Source organism: Sinomonas flava (assembly GCF_039531875.1).
Classification (GTDB): domain Bacteria; phylum Actinomycetota; class Actinomycetes; order Actinomycetales; family Micrococcaceae; genus Sinomonas; species Sinomonas flava.
The window spans coordinates 122183-139572 of record NZ_BAAAQW010000004.1 but is presented as its reverse complement, the minus strand read 5'-3'; the positions used below and the strand labels follow the sequence as shown (position 1 = coordinate 139572).

At 71.2% G+C, this 17390-nt stretch carries 19 protein-coding genes; 7 read left to right on the top strand and 12 right to left on the bottom strand.

The genetic code is table 11. From position 1 onward, the window contains the following. Positions 1–241: 241 nt before the first annotated feature. Positions 242–772 (bottom strand): DUF805 domain-containing protein, encoded by a 531-nt coding sequence (locus ABD298_RS08260; protein ID WP_344299208.1) that lies wholly within the window; start codon positions 770–772, stop codon positions 242–244. Positions 773–1005: 233 nt separating this feature from the next. Between ABD298_RS08260 and ABD298_RS08255 the strand changes: the two genes are divergently transcribed. Further along, positions 1006–2808, top strand: a complete 1803-nt coding sequence (locus tag ABD298_RS08255) for a sialidase family protein (protein WP_344299207.1) — start codon at positions 1006–1008, stop codon at positions 2806–2808. A gap of 279 nt (positions 2809–3087) precedes the next feature. Here the strand turns inward: ABD298_RS08255 and ABD298_RS08250 are convergent, their stop codons facing one another. Further along, complete coding sequence (locus tag ABD298_RS08250) at positions 3088–3273, bottom strand: hypothetical protein (RefSeq protein WP_344299205.1); 186 nt, start codon at positions 3271–3273, stop codon at positions 3088–3090. A 108-nt stretch (positions 3274–3381) separates the two neighbouring features. On the opposite strand from ABD298_RS08250, the gene ku reads away from it, so the two are divergent. After that, positions 3382–4332 carry a non-homologous end joining protein Ku gene (ku, locus tag ABD298_RS08245; protein ID WP_344299204.1) on the top strand — a complete coding sequence of 317 codons (951 nt, stop codon included), beginning with the start codon at positions 3382–3384 and terminating at the stop codon, positions 4330–4332. A gap of 4 nt (positions 4333–4336) precedes the next feature. Here the strand turns inward: ku and ABD298_RS08240 are convergent, their stop codons facing one another. From ABD298_RS08240 to ABD298_RS08220, 5 genes are all read right to left on the bottom strand, one after another. After that, positions 4337–5185, bottom strand: a complete 849-nt coding sequence (locus tag ABD298_RS08240) for a Rieske (2Fe-2S) protein (protein WP_344299203.1) — start codon at positions 5183–5185, stop codon at positions 4337–4339. Between the two features lie 185 nt (positions 5186–5370). Continuing rightward, positions 5371–5838: a ribose-5-phosphate isomerase gene (locus ABD298_RS08235; RefSeq protein ID WP_344299202.1), complete on the bottom strand. Its 468-nt coding sequence runs from the start codon at positions 5836–5838 to the stop codon at positions 5371–5373. Beyond that, a complete protein-coding gene (locus ABD298_RS08230; RefSeq protein ID WP_344299201.1) occupies positions 5835–7595 on the bottom strand; it encodes a dihydroxyacetone kinase family protein in 1761 nt (586 codons plus the stop codon). Before ABD298_RS08230 ends, ABD298_RS08235 begins: the two co-directional genes overlap by 4 nt. A 239-nt stretch (positions 7596–7834) precedes the next feature. Next, positions 7835–8608: an SDR family NAD(P)-dependent oxidoreductase gene (locus tag ABD298_RS08225; RefSeq protein ID WP_344299200.1), complete on the bottom strand. Its 774-nt coding sequence runs from the start codon at positions 8606–8608 to the stop codon at positions 7835–7837. A gap of 55 nt (positions 8609–8663) precedes the next feature. Further along, complete coding sequence (locus tag ABD298_RS08220) at positions 8664–9500, bottom strand: sugar phosphate isomerase/epimerase family protein (RefSeq protein ID WP_344299199.1); 837 nt, start codon at positions 9498–9500, stop codon at positions 8664–8666. Between the two features lie 184 nt (positions 9501–9684). Between ABD298_RS08220 and ABD298_RS08215 the strand changes: the two genes are divergently transcribed. The 5 genes from ABD298_RS08215 (at position 9685) to ABD298_RS08195 (ending at position 14261) form a co-directional block, all read left to right on the top strand. Next, positions 9685–11025 (top strand): MFS transporter, encoded by a 1341-nt coding sequence (locus ABD298_RS08215; protein WP_344299198.1) that lies wholly within the window; start codon positions 9685–9687, stop codon positions 11023–11025. Positions 11026–11048: 23 nt separating this feature from the next. Then, positions 11049–11957 (top strand): transketolase, encoded by a 909-nt coding sequence (locus ABD298_RS08210; protein ID WP_344299197.1) that lies wholly within the window; start codon positions 11049–11051, stop codon positions 11955–11957. Further along, on the top strand, positions 11954–12961 hold the full coding sequence (locus ABD298_RS08205; protein WP_344299196.1) for a transketolase family protein: 1008 nt from the start codon (positions 11954–11956) through the stop codon (positions 12959–12961). The genes ABD298_RS08210 and ABD298_RS08205 overlap by 4 nt, the downstream gene beginning before the upstream one ends. 128 nt (positions 12962–13089) lie before the next feature. Continuing rightward, a complete protein-coding gene (locus tag ABD298_RS08200) occupies positions 13090–13740 on the top strand; it encodes a GntR family transcriptional regulator (protein WP_344299195.1) in 651 nt (216 codons plus the stop codon). A gap of 245 nt (positions 13741–13985) precedes the next feature. Next, positions 13986–14261, top strand: a complete 276-nt coding sequence (locus ABD298_RS08195) for a hypothetical protein (protein ID WP_344299194.1) — start codon at positions 13986–13988, stop codon at positions 14259–14261. Positions 14262–14283: 22 nt separating this feature from the next. Here ABD298_RS08195 and ABD298_RS08190 read toward each other — a convergent pair whose 3' ends face one another. From ABD298_RS08190 to ABD298_RS08170, 5 genes are read right to left on the bottom strand one after another with little or no spacing between them, the layout of a single operon-like run. After that, entirely contained in the window at positions 14284–14649 is a 366-nt protein-coding gene (locus ABD298_RS08190) for a hypothetical protein (RefSeq protein WP_344299193.1), read from the bottom strand. Positions 14650–14691: 42 nt separating this feature from the next. Beyond that, the gene (locus ABD298_RS08185; RefSeq protein WP_344299192.1) at positions 14692–15072 is read right to left on the bottom strand and encodes a hypothetical protein; all 381 of its coding nucleotides are present in this window, start codon (positions 15070–15072) and stop codon (positions 14692–14694) included. Continuing rightward, positions 15069–16697, bottom strand: a complete 1629-nt coding sequence (locus tag ABD298_RS08180) for a radical SAM protein (RefSeq protein WP_344299191.1) — start codon at positions 16695–16697, stop codon at positions 15069–15071. Before ABD298_RS08180 ends, ABD298_RS08185 begins: the two co-directional genes overlap by 4 nt. Beyond that, the gene (locus tag ABD298_RS08175; protein ID WP_344299190.1) at positions 16694–17038 is read right to left on the bottom strand and encodes a hypothetical protein; all 345 of its coding nucleotides are present in this window, start codon (positions 17036–17038) and stop codon (positions 16694–16696) included. Before ABD298_RS08175 ends, ABD298_RS08180 begins: the two co-directional genes overlap by 4 nt. Continuing rightward, a complete protein-coding gene (locus tag ABD298_RS08170; protein ID WP_344299189.1) occupies positions 17035–17388 on the bottom strand; it encodes a hypothetical protein in 354 nt (117 codons plus the stop codon). The genes ABD298_RS08175 and ABD298_RS08170 overlap by 4 nt, the downstream gene beginning before the upstream one ends. Positions 17389–17390: the final 2 nt, after the last annotated feature.

Below are 17390 nucleotides of genomic sequence, written 5' to 3'. Positions count from 1 at the left end.
ATGGGGTGTGTCGCCGGGGAAGATGTCCCCTTGGACCTACCCGCCATGCGGCCGCCCGAACCGATGCCCGCTAAGCTTCAGGATTCCCTTCGGCCGCAGGTCCCACGAAGATCGGCTCGTTCCGCTCGTAAGCCACGAAATCGAAGACCTCCTCAACGGGACGTCTGATCGTGATGGAGCCACTGATGACAGCCATGTGCGACTCGCTTTCCGGTGTGGCCAGAGGTGACGGCCGTCCGCGCTACGGGGAGGCCGGGCCGCCCGGCTCTGGCGGATACGGAGGCTGCGGGGGGCTGTACGGGGGAGCCATGGGTGTCTGCCCATAGCCAGCCCCATAGTCCGCCCGGTACCTGTCGAAGCGCTGGCCCCCCGGGTTCTCCGGCTGGGCGAGCATCACGACGAGCGGGATCCAGCCGAGCACAGGTATCAGTGCGAGCAGCAGGAGCCAGCCGCTGAGGTTGACGTCGTGGAGGCGCCGCGCGGCCACCGCCAGCCCGGGGACCACCGTGGCGAGGAACCAGAGGCCGCCGAGCCCGCTCGTACCGGTCGGCTGCCCGTTGACCACGGTCGGACCAATGGAGTTCAGGACCGCAGATGCCAGCCCTGAGGCGAGGAACCACCACCAGTACTCGCTGCGGCTCGCGCGTCCCGAGAAGACGGCGTACTTCTGGAAGACGCGTTTGACCGCCTCGACGGGCGGGGCTCCGTAGTAGGGAAGCTCGAGCGGGGGCACTGCTCCGCCCGCTGGGTACGGAGGCTGGTGGACGGTCATCGAACCGTTCCTCTCAACTGGACGCTGCCGATGCTCCCACGCTAGGCATGGCGGCGGCCTGGCGGTAAGAGTCGCAAGACCCCACCGGCCGTTGTCCCTGTTCGGACCCGGGTCTATCCTTGCGGTGTTCACCCGGCCCCAGCGCGCCGGGTCCGTTCGCTCCTGAGGCACCCGGTCCGCCGTCGTGCGCGCCCCCGGCACGGGCGACGGCTCTAGGCGAGGAGCATCCTTCCATGACACTTCCCCCGCTCTTCAGGCGCGCCTTTGCTCTGGCCGCGGCCTCTGCCCTCGCACTGGCGGCAGCAGTGCCGGCCAGCGCCGCCCCGCCGACGCCGAAAGGCAGCGGCGACGCGCTCGTCACCTCAGGCAGTCCGGCCACCCCCTTCCCGCAGAACAAGCAGAACGAGCCCTCGATCGCCCGCGATCCGGTCTCCGGCACGCTCATCGCGGGCGTCAACGAGGAGATCGACATGGCGCCCTGCACCCAGAAGGCCTCGGGCGCCGGGTCCTGCCCCTTCACGCCGGGTGTGGGCTCCAGCGGCGTGTACTTCTCGACCGACAACGGGACCAGCTGGGTCCAGCCCACCTACACGGGCTACTCCGCGCGCAGCGGCACGGCGGCTGCCGGAGGCCCCATCGGAACCCTGCCCAATTACTACGAGGCCGGGCTCGTCTCCGGCGGCGACCCCGTCCTGGCCGTCGGGCCCATGCCCGATGCACAGGGCCACTTCTCATGGAGCAACGGCAGCCGGTACTACTACTCGAACCTGGTCAGCAACTTCCCGGGCGCGTCCACGCTGGTGACCCCGCACTACGCCGTGGCGGTCTCGCACACCGACAACGCCGCCGATGCGGTGAAGGGCAGCAACGCAGCCTGGAGCGCCCCCGCCATCGCGAGCGGCCGGCTCAACCCGGTGGTGTTCAACGACAAGAACACCCTGTGGGCGGACAACGCCGCCTCGAGCCCCTACTTCGGGCGCGTCTACGCCGCATGGACGTCGTTCCGGGCGGCGAATGCGACGCAGGCGGTGGCGGACGCCGAACCGATCATGGCGGCGTACTCGGATGACGGCGGCACCACTTGGTCGGCTCCGGTCCAGGTCAGCGCCTCATACAACACCCCCTCGAATGGGGGCCGGCAGGGTTCCACGGTCCGCAGCGACTCCAAGGGCAACGTGTACCTCTTCTTCGAGGGCAGCGCCCAAGGGCGCAGCGTGCAGATGATGGCCGTCTCGGCGAACGGCGGGCGGCAGTTCAGCACCCCACGGCCCGTCGCCGACGTGACCGATGTGGGCGTGTTCGACTCGTTCGCCGGGCGCTACACCTTCGACGGCTTCGCCGGTGCCCGCACGGACAGCTTCCCGAGCGTGGACATCGCCAACGGTGCGCCGTCGGGAGTCGGCGCGACCGACCGCATCCTCCTCGGGTGGAGCGACGCCAGGAACGGCCTCGGCCACGAGGAGTCCCTCCTGCAGGTCTCGGCCGACGGCGGCGCGAGCTGGTCGGCCCCGCGCGGCGTGCAGGCGGCCGGCGACAGGCCGAACTTCACCGCTGTGGCGATCAGCCCCGACGGAGGGTCCGCCTACGCCGTGTATGACGCATTCCATGCCGTGTACTCCGACCTCAGTGCCCCCCGGCCCATGGAGGGCGTCGTGGTCGCGCTCAACGGCGACCTCACCGGCCCGGTGAGCGTGCTGCACCGCGGCGCGAGCGGCGACGCCCGCGGCTCCAGCGCGAACAGCCTGGTCAGCGAGTTCCTCGGGGACTACAACGCCGCGGTCGCGAGCAACGGCGCGGTCTATCCGATCTGGAACGACGTCCGCAACGCCGACAGCTGCGCCGCCGTGAACGCCTACCGCGCCGCCCTCAGGTCCCCGTCGGCGGCGAGCCAGTCGAGCACGGTCGAGTGGGGCGAGGACAGCAGCGAGGCGGCGAGCACGGACACCGTCCCGGCGCGGCCTTTCCCGCCTGCAGACTGCGGCGTCGGCTCCCGCTTCGGCAACTCGGACATCTACTCCGGCGTGTACAGCCGCTGACGCCGGTTCGCGCTCACGGACGGCGGGCGCACGACGGCGGGCGGACGACGGCGGGCGGACGACGGCGGGTGCGCGCCCGCCGTCGTCCGCCCCCCTCGAAGATCAGGACCGGTGGGTGCGGAGCTCCTCGGCAATCCCGCGGGCCCACGCGATGTCATCCCAATCCCGGAAGTCCCCGCTGGGCATCGCGCTGAGCGGATTCCCCGGGAGGTGGCTCATGGCCTTCTCCATGACACCGACTGGGGGCGTGGACGGATCCCACGCGTCGAAGAACACGTGTTAGCCCTTGACCCGGAGGAGGTCCGCGAACTTCTCGAACTCCTTGGGCGCCGTCGTTTCGAGGCCGTCGCGGCCCTCCTTGTCGACCTTGTCGTCTCCGAGGGGACCGCTGCTGAAGAGCCAGATGGGCCCCTGTGCGAGCTCGGCCTCGTGGGCAACGAGGACGTTCATGGAGGTTCCTTTCATGGACGACTCCACGGTGGCCTCTCCGCGTCCACTCCACTAGGGCCGAAAGCCGCGGCAATCGGGGCGTCCGCCTATCCAAGCCCTCCAATGTGCGGTTCACTTAGGCACATGCGGTCAATCTGGAAGGGCGCCATCAGCTTCGGCCTGGTCAGCGTGCCCGTGAAGGTGTACAGCGCCACCGAGGACCACGACATCAAGCTCCACCAGGTCCACGACAAGGACCGGGGCCGGATCCGCTACCAGCGCCGCTGCGAGGTGTGCGGCGAGGTGGTCGAGTATGCGGACATCGACAAGGCGTACGAGGAAGGCGGCCGCACGGTGGTCCTCACCGACGAGGACCTCGAGTCGCTGCCCGTGGAGCGCAGCCGCGAGATCGAGGTGGTCGAATTCGTCCCCGACGAGCAGATCGACCCCATGTTCTTCGAGAAGAGCTACTACCTCGAGCCCGAGAAGGTCGGCGTCAAGCCCTACCAGCTCCTGCGGCGCACCCTCGAGCAGACCGAGCTGACCGCCGTGGTGAAGTTCGCCCTCCGGCAGAAGACCCGGCTCGGGGCCCTGAGGGTGCGCGGGGACGTCATGGTCCTCCAGTCCCTGCTGTGGCCGGACGAGGTGCGCGAGGCCGCGTTCCCCATCCTCGAGGACACGGACGTGAAGATCTCCGACAAGGAGCTCAAGATGTCCTCCTCGCTCGTGGAGAGCCTGTCGTCCGAGTTCGAGCCCGAGCAGTTCACGGACGAGTACCAGGAGCAGCTGCGCCAGCTCCTCGAGGCGAAGCTCGCCAAGGGCGACGCGGTGGACACCGAGGAGACCTTCGGCGCGCCCGCCGAGGAGGGCGAGGGCGCCGAGGTCCTCGACCTCATGGAGGCGCTGCGGCGCAGCGTGGAGAGCCGGCGCAAGTCGTCGGGCGCCGTGTCCGGCGCAACTGCGTCGGGCACTAGGGCGTCCGGCACCAAGGCGTCCGGCTCGCGGTCGGCGAAGGCGAAGGCCGCGGACGACGCCGAGGGGTCGCCCAAGGAGGAGAAGGCGCCGCCGAAGCGGCGCACCCGGAAGACCGGCTGAGGAGCTAGCGCCGCGCGCGGATCTGGACGCGCCCGTCGCGGATGCGGGTGTCGTAGCTGGGCTGCGGCGTGCTCGCGGGGCCGTGCACGACTCCGCCGTCCGCCAGCCGGAAGGTGCTCCCGTGGAGCGGGCACGTCACGCACCCGTTCTCGATGGTTCCCTCGTTGAGGGAGCCGCCGGCGTGGGTGCACACGTTGTCGAGCGCGAGGAACCGGCCGGCGTCGTGCACGACGAGCACCGGGATGTCATCGGCCTGGACCAGCGTGGGCTTGTCGGTGGACAGCTCGCTGGCCGCGCCGACGTCCTGCCAGTCAGTGGGACCCTCGTGCCACGCCGTCCGGGAGACCCTCACGCCCTTCGTGAAGGCGAGGTGCCCGCCGAGGTACCCGCTCGTGAGCAGCACCCCGAGGCCCGCGAACGCAAGCCCGCGTCCGGCGGTGCGGGCGCCCGCCTTCCGCGCCGCGAGCGAGGCCCCGTAGAGGCCGAGCGCGGCGACGTTGAGTGCAGCGTGCACGATCCCGAGCCGGGTTTCCCCGCCCTGGGTGTCGGACCAGTCGCTGAAGCCGGCAGCCGCCGTGGGGACCGCCGCCACGAGCCCCGTGGCGACGAGGATGTCGGCCGCACGCTCCGTCGGCTCGCCGAACAGGTCGAGCACTCCGGCCATGCTCCAGGCGCCGATGGGAAAGTCCGTGAGGACGGGGTGAAGGGGGTGCCCTGTCGGTATTCCGCTAAGCAGGTTGCGGACCAGTCGGGGCTTGACGAGGGCATGCGCTGCCGTCCGCACGGGCTCGGCGAGGGCATCGAGGGCACTCCACCGCTCGAGCCGGCTGACGGCGTCGTCCAACAGGTTCATCGTGCTCTCCTTGGCCGCGGGGCGGGGACAGGAGTCACTTACCCGCGTTCGCCGTTCTCAACGCCTCGGGACGGGACCCCGCAAGCGAGGGGACGGGACCCCGCAACGTTGTGGGGTCCCGTCCCTCGTGTTGTGGGGTCCCGTCCCTGCCCCGCGCACGACGACGGCGCCTCGCCTCGCCGCGGTCAGCAGCCCTCGTAGTCGCTGAGCACCTGGACCTTGGCGGCCGAGGCCGAGGCCGGGTCGAACGTGTACCCGATCCACTCTCTGGCAAGCCGCCGTGCGAGCTCGAGCCCCACCACGCGTTGGCCCATAGTGAGGACCTGGCAGTTGTTGGACAGGATCGACCGCTCCACCGAGAAGGAGTCATGCGCGGCCGTGGCACGGATCCCGGGGACCTTGTTGGCCGCGATGGCCACCCCGATCCCGGTGCCGCAAAACAGCAGAGCCCGGTCGGCCTTGCCCTCGCTGATCATCTGTCCGGCCGTCAGGCCCACGTACGGGTACCGCCGGGCGAAGTCTTCGGCCGCGCGGTGCACGCCGATGTCGATGACCTCGGCCACCCGCGCATCCGCCTCGAGGTCCTTCCGAAGGGTCTCCTTGTAGTCCACCCCGGCCTCGTCGGAACCGATGACAATCCTCAGCCCACTCATGCGGACACCCCCTGACGCGCAGCAGAGACAATGGCCGGCCCGAGGGCCGTGAACACCGCGGCGAGCGAGGTCGCGCCCGGGTCGGGGGTGCCCACGCTCTTCTCGGCGAGCGGCCGCGCCCGGCCCTTGCGCGGCGTCAGCTCGGCGGTCGCCGCGGCGGCCTCCTCGGCTGCCCGGCACGCCTCCTCCCACGCCTCGCCCAGGCCCGCGCCGCGCACGACGCCGCCCCGCAGCTCCGCCTCGAACGGCACCAGCGCGTCGACGAGCGTCTTGTCGCCCGGCTGCGCCCCGCCCAGGGCCGCGATCCGCGATGCGAACGCGGTGACTCCGGCGGCGACTCCCGCAGCGTCGGGCACCTCGAGGTCGCCGATCGCCTCGCCCCAGGCCCGCAGCCCGGCACCCCACAGGACCCCGGAGGTCCCGCCGGCCCGGTCGGCCCAGGCGTCGCCGGCGGCGGCCAGTACGGAGCCGGCCCCGCGGCCGCCGTCGAGCGCCTCGAGCGCCGCCGCGACCGCTGCCCCCGCGCCGCGGACCATGCCGCGGCCGTGGTCGCCGTCTCCCGCCACGGCGTCCATCGCGCCGAGGTGCACCTCGAGCTCGCCCAGCCGGGCGGAGGCGGCGCCGAGCGCCTCGACGCACGCGGCGGCGTATCCGCGTGAGGCCTCGGACGACGGCGGGGCCTCGCCCGCGGCGGCCGGCGTGCCGTCGTCGTCCGCACCCTCGCCGGACTCGGCGACGGTCAGCGACCCGCGGCGGAAGGCGGGTGTCTCGGCGGGGGCGAGCCAGAGCTGCTCGAGCTCCTCGTCGAGCCATGTGACCGTGAGCGAGACGCCGGCCATGTCCAGGCTCGTGACGAGCTCGCCGACCTCGGGCGCGACGATCTCGTAGCCCGCCTCGCGCAGCAGCGGCGCGACGGCGGCCCAGAGGACGAACAGCTCCTCGTGCTTGGTGGAGCCGAGACCGTTGAGGATGACGGCGATGCGCGCCAGGCCGTCGGCGCCCTCGTCCCTGGCATCCGCAGGCGCCTCGGCGAGCACCCCCTCGACGAGCGCCTTGCCGAGCTCCGCGGCGGACGGCAGCGGCACGTCCCGCAGGCCCGGCTCACCATGGATGCCGAGGCCTAGTCCCATGTGGCCCTCGGGCAGGGCGAACAGCGGGGCGTCGGCGCCGGGGAACGTGCAGCCGGAGAACACGGCACCCAGCGTGCGCGTGCGGTCGTTGGCCTTGCGGCCGAGCCGCACCACCTCGTCGAGGTCCAGCCCGGCCTCCGCGGCGGCGCCCATGGCCTTGAAGACCACGAAGTCGCCGGCGATCCCGCGGCGCCGTTCGGCTTCGGAGGCGGGGGCGGAGGCGATGTCGTCCGTCACAAGGACGTTCTCCGCCCGGATGCCCTCCGCGGCGAGGCGTTCCGAGGCGAGGCCGAAGTTCATCACGTCCCCGGCGTAGTTGCCGTACGTGAACACTACGCCGGCGCCGGACTCGGCCGCGCGGGCCACGGTGACGGCCTGCTGGGTGGACGGCGAGGTGAAGATGTTCCCCACCACTGCGCCGTCGGCGAACCCCGCGCCGATGAGCCCTGCGAAGGCGGGGTAGTGCCCCGAGCCGCCGCCGACGAGGACGGCGACCTTGGGGTGGGCGGGACGGCGCCGGCGGACGGCGCCGCCGGGCACCTGGCGGACGTAGCCCGCATGCAGGTCGCAGAACCCGGCGAGGGCCTCGTCGGCGAAGTCCGCGGGATCGTTGGAGATGCGGGTCATGGGGTGACTCCTTGGAACGTTGGTTGAGCGGACATGGCGCTGGTTGAGCGGAGTCGAAGCCGTTGTGCCGACCGGGAGGAGCGGATTTCGGCTCCGCTTCGCTCCGCTCAACCGCCGTTGTGCCGACCGGGAGGAGCGGGTTTCGGCTCCGCTCAACCGCCGGGGTGCCGACCGGGAGGAGCAGGTTTCGACTCCGCTTCGCTCCGCTCAACCGCCGGGGTGCCGACCGGCTGCCGTGGTCAGTGGATGTGGCTGCCGCCGTTGATGTCCATCGTCGTGCCGGTGAGGTAGGCGGCGTCCTCGGAGGACAGGAAGGTGAAGAGGGCCGCGACCTCTTCGGTGGTGGCGTTGCGGCCGATCGGGATGCCCGCGTTGATGGCGGCCTCCTGCGCGTCCGTGCTGCCGACGCGGATGTTGGTGTCCACGGCGCCCGGAGTGATGGCGTTGACGGTGACACCGGTCGGGGCGATCTCGCGGGCGAGCGCCTTGGTGAAGCCGAGGATGGCGGCCTTCGCGGCGGAGTAGGGGACCTTGCCGAACACGCCGCCGCCGCGCTGGGCGGACACGGAGGACATGTTGACGATGCGGCCCCAGCCGGCCTCGATCATGGCCGGGAGGAAGGCCTTGGTCACGAGGTAGGTGCCTGTGGCGTTCACGGCCATGACCTTGTTCCACAGGGCAAGGTCCGTCTCGAGGAACGGCACGGGGGAGGTGATGCCGGCGATGTTGGCGAGCGCGCCGACCACGGGCAGGCGGCCGGCGGCGACCTCGGCGGCGACGGCGTCCGCGGCCGCGGCGACCGAGGCCTCGTCGGCGACGTCGACCTGGTGGCCGAACGCCGGGACGTTGAATTCGTTGGCGATGTCCTGGGCGGCCTTCGCGGACTTCTCGCCATCGAGGTCCAGGATGACGACGGCCCAGCCCTCGCGGGCGTAGCGGCGGGCGGTGGTGAGGCCGATGCCCCTCTCGGACGTGGCCCCGGTGAGGACGGCGGTGCGCTGGATGGTGCTCATGGTGGTTCCTTTGCGAGTTTCTGGGGGTCAGGTTCTGGAGGTCAGGTTCTGGGGGTCAGATGAGGTCGGTGATGAAGCTCGCGGCCTTGGCAGCGGCCGCCGGGCGCTCCGCGTGGGTGAGGTCGTGGGCCTCGAGCTCGAGCGAGAAGTGCCCGTCGAAGCCCGTCTCCCGCAGCGCGGCGAGCGCGCCCGCGAAGTCCACGGAGCCGTTGCCGACGCTGAGGTTGATGTTCCCGGGGACGGCATCGCGCAGGTGGACCTGGGCGATGCTGCCCGCACCCCCGGCGGCGAACGCGGAGACCGTCTCCTGCGGCTGGCTCCCCGACGCGACGACGTGGGAGAGGTCGACGACGTGGCGCACCCGGGTGCCCGCGAGCCGGTCGGCGAGGGCGAGGGCGCGGTCGAGGGTCCCGCACAGGCGGTAGAAGTGCAGGGACTCGGTCCAGAGCTCGACGCCGTGCTCCGCCGCGCGCTCGCCGGCGGTGGAGAGCTGGGCCGCGACGAGATCGAGGTCCTCGCCCAGGGATCGCAACGGCTCGGGGGAGAGGGCGCCGCACGGGAGGACGAGCGCCTTCGCGCCTACGGCGCGGGTGAGGGCCAGGAGCCGGTCGAGGTGCTCGGCCCGCGCCGCCTGGGCGGCGGCGTCGAGCGGGACGTTGAGGTCCCCGATGTCCCCGTTGACCGACCGGACCCGCAGCCCTGCGGCCGAGACGGCGTCGGCGACCTGGCCGGCGTCGTGCGCGGTGAGCTCGAAGGGGACGTGGTCGCACACGCCCGGGAGTGCGCCCAGGTCGATCTCCTCGAAGCCGAGCCCCGCCATCGTGGCCAGGGCCTCGGCCAGCGGCAGGTGCCGGAAGCTGATCGAGGAGCAGCCGAGTCGGTCGTGGAACATCGTTGGTCCCTCCGGGGAGGTAGGCGGAAGAGGTGTGACGTCAACCACGGTACGGTGGCTTAATGTCAACAGTCAACCACCAACGTCGACTGTTGACAGTTTTGGGTGACGCAGCGCACACTGGCATATCATGTTGACTGTCAACAGAGACAGCGGCAGATCTCTTCGACTCGGAAGGAACGCAATGAGCAACGAGGCTCTGGCCATGCGCGGCCCGGTCCACGGCACCAAGGACGCCAAGCGCGTGGCCGTCGGTTCTGGCGTGGGGGCCGTCATCGAGACCTACGACTTCATCGGGTTCGGCACCGCCGCTGCCCTCTACTTCAACACCGCCTTCTTCCCGGGCGCAGACCCGGTCACGGGCACCCTCGCCTCCTTCGCCACGCTCGGGGTGGGATTCGCGGCCCGCCCTCTCGGCGGCATCGTGGGCGGCCACCTCGGCGACAAGCTCGGCCGCAAGCCGGTCCTCGTCGCCTCGCTCATCATCATGGGCCTCGCGACCTTCGCGATCGGCCTCCTCCCGACCTACGCCATGGTGGGCGTCCTCGCCCCGACGCTGCTCGTGATCGTGCGCATCATCCAGGGCCTCGCGTTCGGCGCGGAGTGGGGCGGTGCGATCCTCATGAGCTACGAGCACGCCCCATGGCGGCGCAAGGGCGCCCTCACTGGCATCGTCCAGGCCGGCTTCCCCGTGGGCCTGCTCCTGGCCAACCTCGTCTTCCTCTTCAGCGTCCACCTCGGCGACGAGTGGGCCTGGCGCATCCCGTTCCTCGCGAGCCTCGCGCTCGTGATCGTGGGCCTCATCATCCGGTCCAAGGTGCCCGAGTCGCCAGTGTTCGAGGACGTCAAGGAGCGCGGCGAGATCGCCAAGGCGCCCATCGTGCAGGTGGTCAAGGAGGACTGGCGCAACATCCTGCGCGGCATCGGCCTGCGCATCGCCGAGACGGCCGGCTATGCCGTGTCGGTCACGTACATGATCTCGTACCTCAACTCCTCCAAGCTCGCGGACAAGAACCAGACACTCATCGCGCTGTGCATCGCCGCCGCGATCGGCATCTTCGCCACCTGGGCGTGGGGCTCGCTGACGGACAGGGTCGGCCGCAAGCCCGTCTACGTCTGGTCCACCGCGTTCGCCGTCGTGTTCGGCGTGCCGATGTTCCTGCTGGTCAACACCGGGATGTTCCTGTTCATCGTCGCCACGATCGTGATCGCGTACGCCGTGTGCCAGAACTCCCTCGCCGGCGCCCAGGGCGCCTGGTTCCCGGAGCTCTTCCAGGCGAAGACCCGCTCCTCCGGCGCCTCGCTGGCCTACCAGATCTCCGCGATGGTCTCCGGCTTCACCCCGTTCATCACCACGCTCCTGTTCGTGGCGTTCGGCTGGGTCGGCCCGGCCCTGCTCTTCAGCCTCTACGGCGCGATCGGCCTCTGGGCCGCGGTCTCGACCCGCGAGACCTGGAGCCGCCGCGAGCGCGAGTTCGCCGAGCGGGTCGAGGCCGAGACCCCCGAGCCCGCCCACACCCACTGAAGGACCCGAAGGACCTGACACCGATGACTTCACCGACACTCGAACAGCGCGCCTCGGCCACCCCGGCCGGGCGCCGGGCCGCCGTCGAGGCCGCCGCGCACCGGATCCGCAGGCACGCCCTCTTCATGGGCGAGGTCCAGGGCCAGGGCTACGTGGGCCAGGCCCTCGGCGCCGCGGACATCCTCGCCACCGTCTACGCGGACCAGCTGCGCTTCCGCCCCGAGGACCCCGAGTGGGACGGCCGCGACCGGTTCCTCCTCTCGACGGGGCACTACGCGATCGGCCTGTACGCGGCGCTCGCCGAAGCTGGGATCATCCCGGTCGAGGAGCTCGAGACCTACGGTTCGGACGGTTCCCGGCTGCCGATGTCCGGCATGTCCACGTACACCCCGGGCATGGAGATCTCGGGCGGGTCCCTCGGGCACGGGCTCACGATCGCGGTCGGCCTGGCCCTGGGCCTGCGCCACCGAGGCAACCCCGCCCGCGTCATCAACTTCCTCTCCGACGGCGAGCTCGACGAGGGCTCGACCTGGGAGGCCGCGATGGGCGCCGCGCACCACCGGCTCGGCCGGCTCACCGCCGTCGTGGACATCAACGCGCTCCAGGCGGACGGCGCCACCGAGGGCGTGCTGCGCACCGAGCCGGTCGCCGACAAGTGGGCCGCGTGCGGCTGGCGCGTGTTCCGGGTCGACGGGAACGACGTCGGCGCCCTCCTGGAGGCGTTCGACGCCGCCGGGTCGGCTTCCGCGGTGACGGACGACGGCGCGGGCGCACCCGCCGTCGTGCTCTGCGACACCAAGGTAGGCCGCGGCGTGCCGCTGCTCGAGCAGCGCGAGAAGGCGCACTTCATGCGGATCGAGGAGCACGAGTGGGCGGTCTGCAACGAGCAGCTCGAGGCGGGCTGGGCCGCCCGTCAGGAGGAGAAGGCATGAGCACGGCAGCAGTCGCGACGGGCGCGGCACCCAAGCTGAAGACCTCGGCGATGATCGCCTCGTTCGCGGACCCGGGGCAGAAGACCGACTCGGCCCCGTTCGGCCATGCCCTCGCCGCCGCGGCCGAGGCGGACGAGCGGATCGTGGGCCTCACGGCGGACCTGGGCAAGTACACCGACATGCACATCTTCGCCCAGGCCCACCCGGAGCGGTTCTTCCAGATGGGCATGGCCGAGCAGCTGCTCTTCGGCGCGGCCGCGGGCATGGCCGAGGCGGGGCTCGTCCCGTTCGCCTCGACCTACTCGGTGTTCGCCGCCCGCCGCGCGTACGACTTCATCTGCCTCGACATCGCCGAGCCCAACCTGAACGTCAACATCGTGGGCGGCCTCCCGGGCCTGACCACGGGGTACGGGCCCTCGCACCAGGCCACCGAGGACATGGCGATCTTCCGCGGCATGCCGAACCTGACGATCGTGGACCCGTGCGACTCGGTGGACATCGCCCAGGCCGTCCCGCAGCTGGCCGCTTCCGACGGGCCGACCTACCTGCGCCTCCTGCGCGGGAAGGTCCCGACCGTGCTGGACGAGTACGACTACGAGTTCGAGCTCGGCAAGGCCAAGGTCCTGCGCGGCGGCCGCGACGTCGTGTTCGTCTCCTCCGGGCTCATGACCATGCGCGCGCTGCAGGCCGCCCAGGCGCTGGAGAAGCACAAGGTGGACGTCGCCGTCGTGCACACCCCCACGGTCAAGCCGTTCGACGAGGCCACCGTCCTCGCCGAGCTCGCGGGGGACCGGCTCGCGGTCACGTTCGAGAACCACACGGTGGTCGGCGGGCTGTTCGAGACGGTCGCGTCCGCACTGGTCAGGTCCGGGCAGACGCGGCGCGTGGTGCCCGTGGGCCTGCCGGACGAGTTCCTCGACGCGGGCGCCCTGCCCACCCTGCATACCAAGTACGGGCTGAGCGTGGACCGGATCGTCGCGAAGGTCCTGGCCGAGCTGGGCTGACCGCCGAGTCGGCCCAGGGCCGAGCAGGCTGGGAGCTGCGGGCAGGCGCGGGTGCGATCCCCGCGCCTGCCCGTATCATCAATGTCAACGACTGTCGGATGACAGTCGACACGAGAGGGGGCGTGGCCATGACCGCGTCACTGCTGGGGCTCGAGAAGAAAAGCCTGCGCGAACAGGCTGTGACCGCCCTGCGCCGCGCCATCACGTCCGGCGAGCTGGAGCCGGGCCGGCACCTGGTCGAGACCGAGCTCTCGGAGATGCTCGGCATCAGCCGCGGCACGCTCCGCGAGGCGCTGCGGCAGCTCGAGCAGGAGGGCCTGGCGTCCGCCGGCCCCCGCGGGCGGCTGAGCGTGCGCCACCTCGACGAGAAGGAGATCCGGGACATCTTCTCAGTGCGTGCCGCGCTGGAATCCCTCGCCGCCCGCACGCTCATCGACCAGCCCCGCCGCGCCAAGGCCGTCGGAGAGCTGCGCGACGCGCTCGAGTTCATGGCCGACGCCGCCGACCGCTCCCTCGAGGACCGCATCGAGGCGGACCTGGACTTCCACCGGCTCCTCTGCAGGCTCTCCGGCAACGAGACCCTCCTGCACCAGTGGCAGTCCCTCGAGGGGTCGATCCGGATGTCCATCATGTTCGCCGGCCTCGAACGGGCCACGAGCAACATGAGCGTCGCACGGCACCGCGAGATCGTGGACGCCATCGAGTCCGGCGACGCCGTCACCGCCCGGGAGACCATCCTGTCCCACATGGACGCCGCCTCGGAGAACCTCGTCGGCTGACGGGGCTTGCGCGCCTCCGCCCGGCGCGTGCGCTGTACCGACCTCCCCAGCATTGGGTGCAGAATTCCCCAGCTTTAGTCGCCGCGTACCGGCGTGTTGTTGATTCTGCCCGGCGTGTCGCGGCCACGACCGTCCGAAGCTGGGGAGTTCGGCACTGGAAGCCGGGGAGTTTGGAACACCCCTCGGTGCCCATACGGCGCGGGCCGCAGTGATTGACCCCAGAAGGCTCGGGGTAGCGGTGGGCCATGACTGAGAACACCGGCGGGAACGCGAGCGACAACGAGTACCAGTCCGAGACGGTCGAGCCCCAGGACTCGGGCGAAGAGGCCAACGACATCCGCTTCTCCGAGGAGCAGCGGCTCATCCGCGAGCAGGCGCACGGCGTTCAGGCCGAGAAGCAGGACATCCCCGAGGGCGTGCCCGGTCTCGACGAGGCCGCTGCCGGCATCGACGTCCCGGATGCGGACCTCCGTGGGGGAGACGCGAGCGACGACCCCGCCTTCAACGGCAAGGAGCAGTAATCGGCCCGGGCGGGCCGGCCCGTCAGCGCCCCACGCCGGCGATGAGCGCCGCGCACAGGCCCGCCCCGATGACGAACCACGCGCCGATCGCGATGAGCAGGCCCGAGCCGAACCGGGTGGTCGTCCGGATCAGGGCCAGCGTCACGGCGGCCACGAGGTAGGCCGGGATGAGCCAGGGAGCCACCACACTCACGACCGGGATCGAGGTCGCCGCCGTGTAGAAGGTCAGCCAGCCGAGGCCGCCGAGCACCAGGATCCCCACCACGAGCCCGAGGACTATGGACCCGCCTCCCGGCGGCCTCGCCGGAGGCCCGGGGGGCCGCTGGGGCCACTGCGCCGGCGGCGGCCAGGAGCCCGGCGGCGGGTCCTGCGGCGGTCCTTGGCTCACGGCGTTCCCCCTTGTCAGCTCTGCCGAACGATTCGGCCTGAGTCAGCGTCCCACACCAGCCACGAGCGAGTAGATGCCCCACAGGCCCGCCGCCGTCAGCGCCGCGAGGTAGGCGAGGACGAGCCGCGTGTCCCGCAGGTAGCACTTCGAGCGAGTGAGTCCCGCGCGTCGTGCCTTCCAGTACCCGGCGAACCCCACGCCCGCGAACACGACGAGCGCCACGGGCCCTGCGAGCCAGCCCAGCAGCGCGATGGTCGCGAAGATGCACAGCCGCAGCGGGTCGTACGGCGCCGCCGCCTGGGCTCCGGAGACGGACGACGGCGGCTGCTCGCCCAGGTGCGGCCCGTCGTCGTGCGCCGTGCCCACCAGCTCGGAGGGAGGCGGGCCGGCAGCGATGCGCCGGGCGTCCTCTTCGCCGCTCACAGCGACCCCAGCTCCACGGGGACGGGCTCGCGGCGGTGGCCTTCCGGCAGGGCGGCGCCCGTGGCGGTGCTCATGCGCTGCCGGGCGAGCTGCGGCCAGGCCTGAACGGCGCAGAAGGGGGCGCACTGGTGGGCGCCGTCGTCGGACTTGGTGCCCACGTGGACGCAGCACTGCATGAGCCGCTCCTCGATCATGGTCGAGATGTCCATGAACGGCTTGACGGTGATGCGTGTGACGCGCTCGGCGAGCAGCCTCCGGAGCCGCTGGTACTGGCCCGGCAGGGACCCCATGGCCAGGGTCGAGAGGGTGCCGATGCCGAGGTCGCACTGGGTGCAGATGTTCTTCCAGAGCTCGGCGGTGCTGGGGTGGGAGAGCGAAGACTGCTCGCTCAGGAGGTCCAGCAGGGAGGACTTCATGATGGAGCGCATGCCCAGCGGCAGGGCGCTGTCGGCGATCCGGTTGGCGAGGGAGTCGGGGTCGAGCTGGAGCCAGGTGAGCAGCCGGTCGTGCCCGATGAGCTGGGTGAGGGAGCGCCAGACGCCGGAGTCGTCCTTGAGCATGTAGCCCACCGACGCGCAGTGCGGGTGGGAGCAGGGGAGCGCGGTGAGGTCGTGCCATGAGACGACGCCGCCGGTCTGCTCCTCGAGCCGCGCCAGGACGCCGCCGTGGGTGAGCCGGTCCATGGCGTCGATGCCATGGCCGCGGCCGGAGCCGAAGACCGGCTGGAGCGCGACGCCGCCCATGTACGGGGTGTCGAGGGCCCGCATCACGACGTCGCCGATCTCGCCGTCGTTCACGCCGAGGGTCGCGGTCATGGTGAGGGTCGTGAAGACGCCGGCCTCGGAGAGGCGCGAGATGGCGAGGTCCTTGAAGCACGTGAGGTCCCCGCCGCGGTGGTACACGGAGGACTCCTTGGACGGCCCGTCGTACTGGAGGTAGACCTCGACCCGCTCGCGGTGCTTCTTGAGCAGCTCGAGCAGGTCGTCGTCGGTGGCGATGAGCAGGCCGTTGCTGTTGACCATGATCCGCACAATCGGCCGGGCCACCAGCTCCTCGAGCAGCTCTCCCAGATACGGGTAGAGCGTGGGCTCGCCCCCGGAGAGCATGAGGACGTCGATCCGGCCGTTCTCGCGGGACAGCCGCGTGTCGACGTTGGCGAGCACCTCGGCCAGCGGCGCGACGCCCTGCAGCTTCGGCCCTGACGCCGTGAAGCACGTGGGGCAGCGCAGGTTGCAGTGCTCGATCACGTCTTGGAGCAGGATGCAGGTGTGCTGCGTCTGCATGGCCGGGAGCCCGTAGGCGTACGCCTCGGGGATGGGACGGTAGTTGCCGACGGCGTCGGGCACGTGCTGCTTGGTGGGCGCCTGCCACTTCTCGAGGTAGGCAAGGATCTCGGGGGACTCGTCGTACATGGTCCGGACGAGCCCATGGTCGGGGCACCCTCGCTCGAGCCACACCCGTCCGTCCCGCACGAGCAGCGCCCCCGAAAGCCGCCGCACCTGCGCGAGCGGCGGGTTCTCCTTGTGGCACTCGGGACAGAATGCAGTGACGTACCGGTGGATCCGGTCGCCGCGCAGCGGCTGGCCCGGGCCGAGGGGGGCCCGGCGGGTGGTCGAGGTCTTCATGCGATTCCTCCTGTGGGTGAGGCGCAGGCTGCGGCATTCGAGGGGGCCCGGGACAGTCCGGCGATGCAGATCCCGCCGCCGAACAGCAGCCAGAGACCGACGCTGATCAGCAGCCCGACTCCGAAGCTGCGACTTCCCTCGTTCCATGTGAGGGCCGACGCGACGAGAAGGTAGAGGACGAGGGGCAGGAGCGAGGGGCCCAGCCCAGCGCCTCCCTGGCTCACGGGGTCATGTCCGACAAGGAGGACGATGTAGACGGCCGTCAGGACGAGGGCACCGCCGAACAGGCCGCCGGTGAGGCCAGCGCCGCTGAAGCCCTTGGGCTCCTGATCGCGGTTCATGCGAGGCCTCCTCCGCCGGCCAGACCGCCGATGCAGGGGCCGCCGCCGATCGCCAGCCAGATCCCCAAGCCTGTTAGCATGCCGATGCCTGCGCTCATCCACCGCCTGCTGATCGTCAGGAGGACCGCGATCAGGAGATAGACGCCCACGGGGATGAACGCGACAGATCCGACAGTGCCGCGCGGAGGCCCGGCTGCAAAGAAGATCAGGACGTACACGAACAGCAGCACGACGCCGCCGAGGAATGCCCCCAGAGCGAAGAGGGCGCCGACGAACTCGCGGCGGGGCCGGCCCTCGTCGGGCGAGGTTCCCCGGTCCTCCCCGGGATCTGGTGTCTCGTCAGGTTCCATGG

Coding starts and splice junctions, on each gene's coding strand:
- ABD298_RS08260 (WP_344299208.1), bottom strand. CDS start 772: ATGACCGTCCACCAGCCTCCGTACCCAGCGGGCGGAGCAGTGCCCCCG.
- ABD298_RS08255 (WP_344299207.1), top strand. CDS start 1,006: ATGACACTTCCCCCGCTCTTCAGGCGCGCCTTTGCTCTGGCCGCGGCC.
- ABD298_RS08250 (WP_344299205.1), bottom strand. CDS start 3,273: ATGAAAGGAACCTCCATGAACGTCCTCGTTGCCCACGAGGCCGAGCTC.
- ku (WP_344299204.1), top strand. CDS start 3,382: ATGCGGTCAATCTGGAAGGGCGCCATCAGCTTCGGCCTGGTCAGCGTG.
- ABD298_RS08240 (WP_344299203.1), bottom strand. CDS start 5,185: ATGAACCTGTTGGACGACGCCGTCAGCCGGCTCGAGCGGTGGAGTGCC.
- ABD298_RS08235 (WP_344299202.1), bottom strand. CDS start 5,838: ATGAGTGGGCTGAGGATTGTCATCGGTTCCGACGAGGCCGGGGTGGAC.
- ABD298_RS08230 (WP_344299201.1), bottom strand. CDS start 7,595: ATGACCCGCATCTCCAACGATCCCGCGGACTTCGCCGACGAGGCCCTC.
- ABD298_RS08225 (WP_344299200.1), bottom strand. CDS start 8,608: ATGAGCACCATCCAGCGCACCGCCGTCCTCACCGGGGCCACGTCCGAG.
- ABD298_RS08220 (WP_344299199.1), bottom strand. CDS start 9,500: ATGTTCCACGACCGACTCGGCTGCTCCTCGATCAGCTTCCGGCACCTG.
- ABD298_RS08215 (WP_344299198.1), top strand. CDS start 9,685: ATGAGCAACGAGGCTCTGGCCATGCGCGGCCCGGTCCACGGCACCAAG.
- ABD298_RS08210 (WP_344299197.1), top strand. CDS start 11,049: ATGACTTCACCGACACTCGAACAGCGCGCCTCGGCCACCCCGGCCGGG.
- ABD298_RS08205 (WP_344299196.1), top strand. CDS start 11,954: ATGAGCACGGCAGCAGTCGCGACGGGCGCGGCACCCAAGCTGAAGACC.
- ABD298_RS08200 (WP_344299195.1), top strand. CDS start 13,090: ATGACCGCGTCACTGCTGGGGCTCGAGAAGAAAAGCCTGCGCGAACAG.
- ABD298_RS08195 (WP_344299194.1), top strand. CDS start 13,986: ATGACTGAGAACACCGGCGGGAACGCGAGCGACAACGAGTACCAGTCC.
- ABD298_RS08180 (WP_344299191.1), bottom strand. CDS start 16,697: ATGAAGACCTCGACCACCCGCCGGGCCCCCCTCGGCCCGGGCCAGCCG.
- ABD298_RS08175 (WP_344299190.1), bottom strand. CDS start 17,038: ATGAACCGCGATCAGGAGCCCAAGGGCTTCAGCGGCGCTGGCCTCACC.
- ABD298_RS08170 (WP_344299189.1), bottom strand. CDS start 17,388: ATGGAACCTGACGAGACACCAGATCCCGGGGAGGACCGGGGAACCTCG.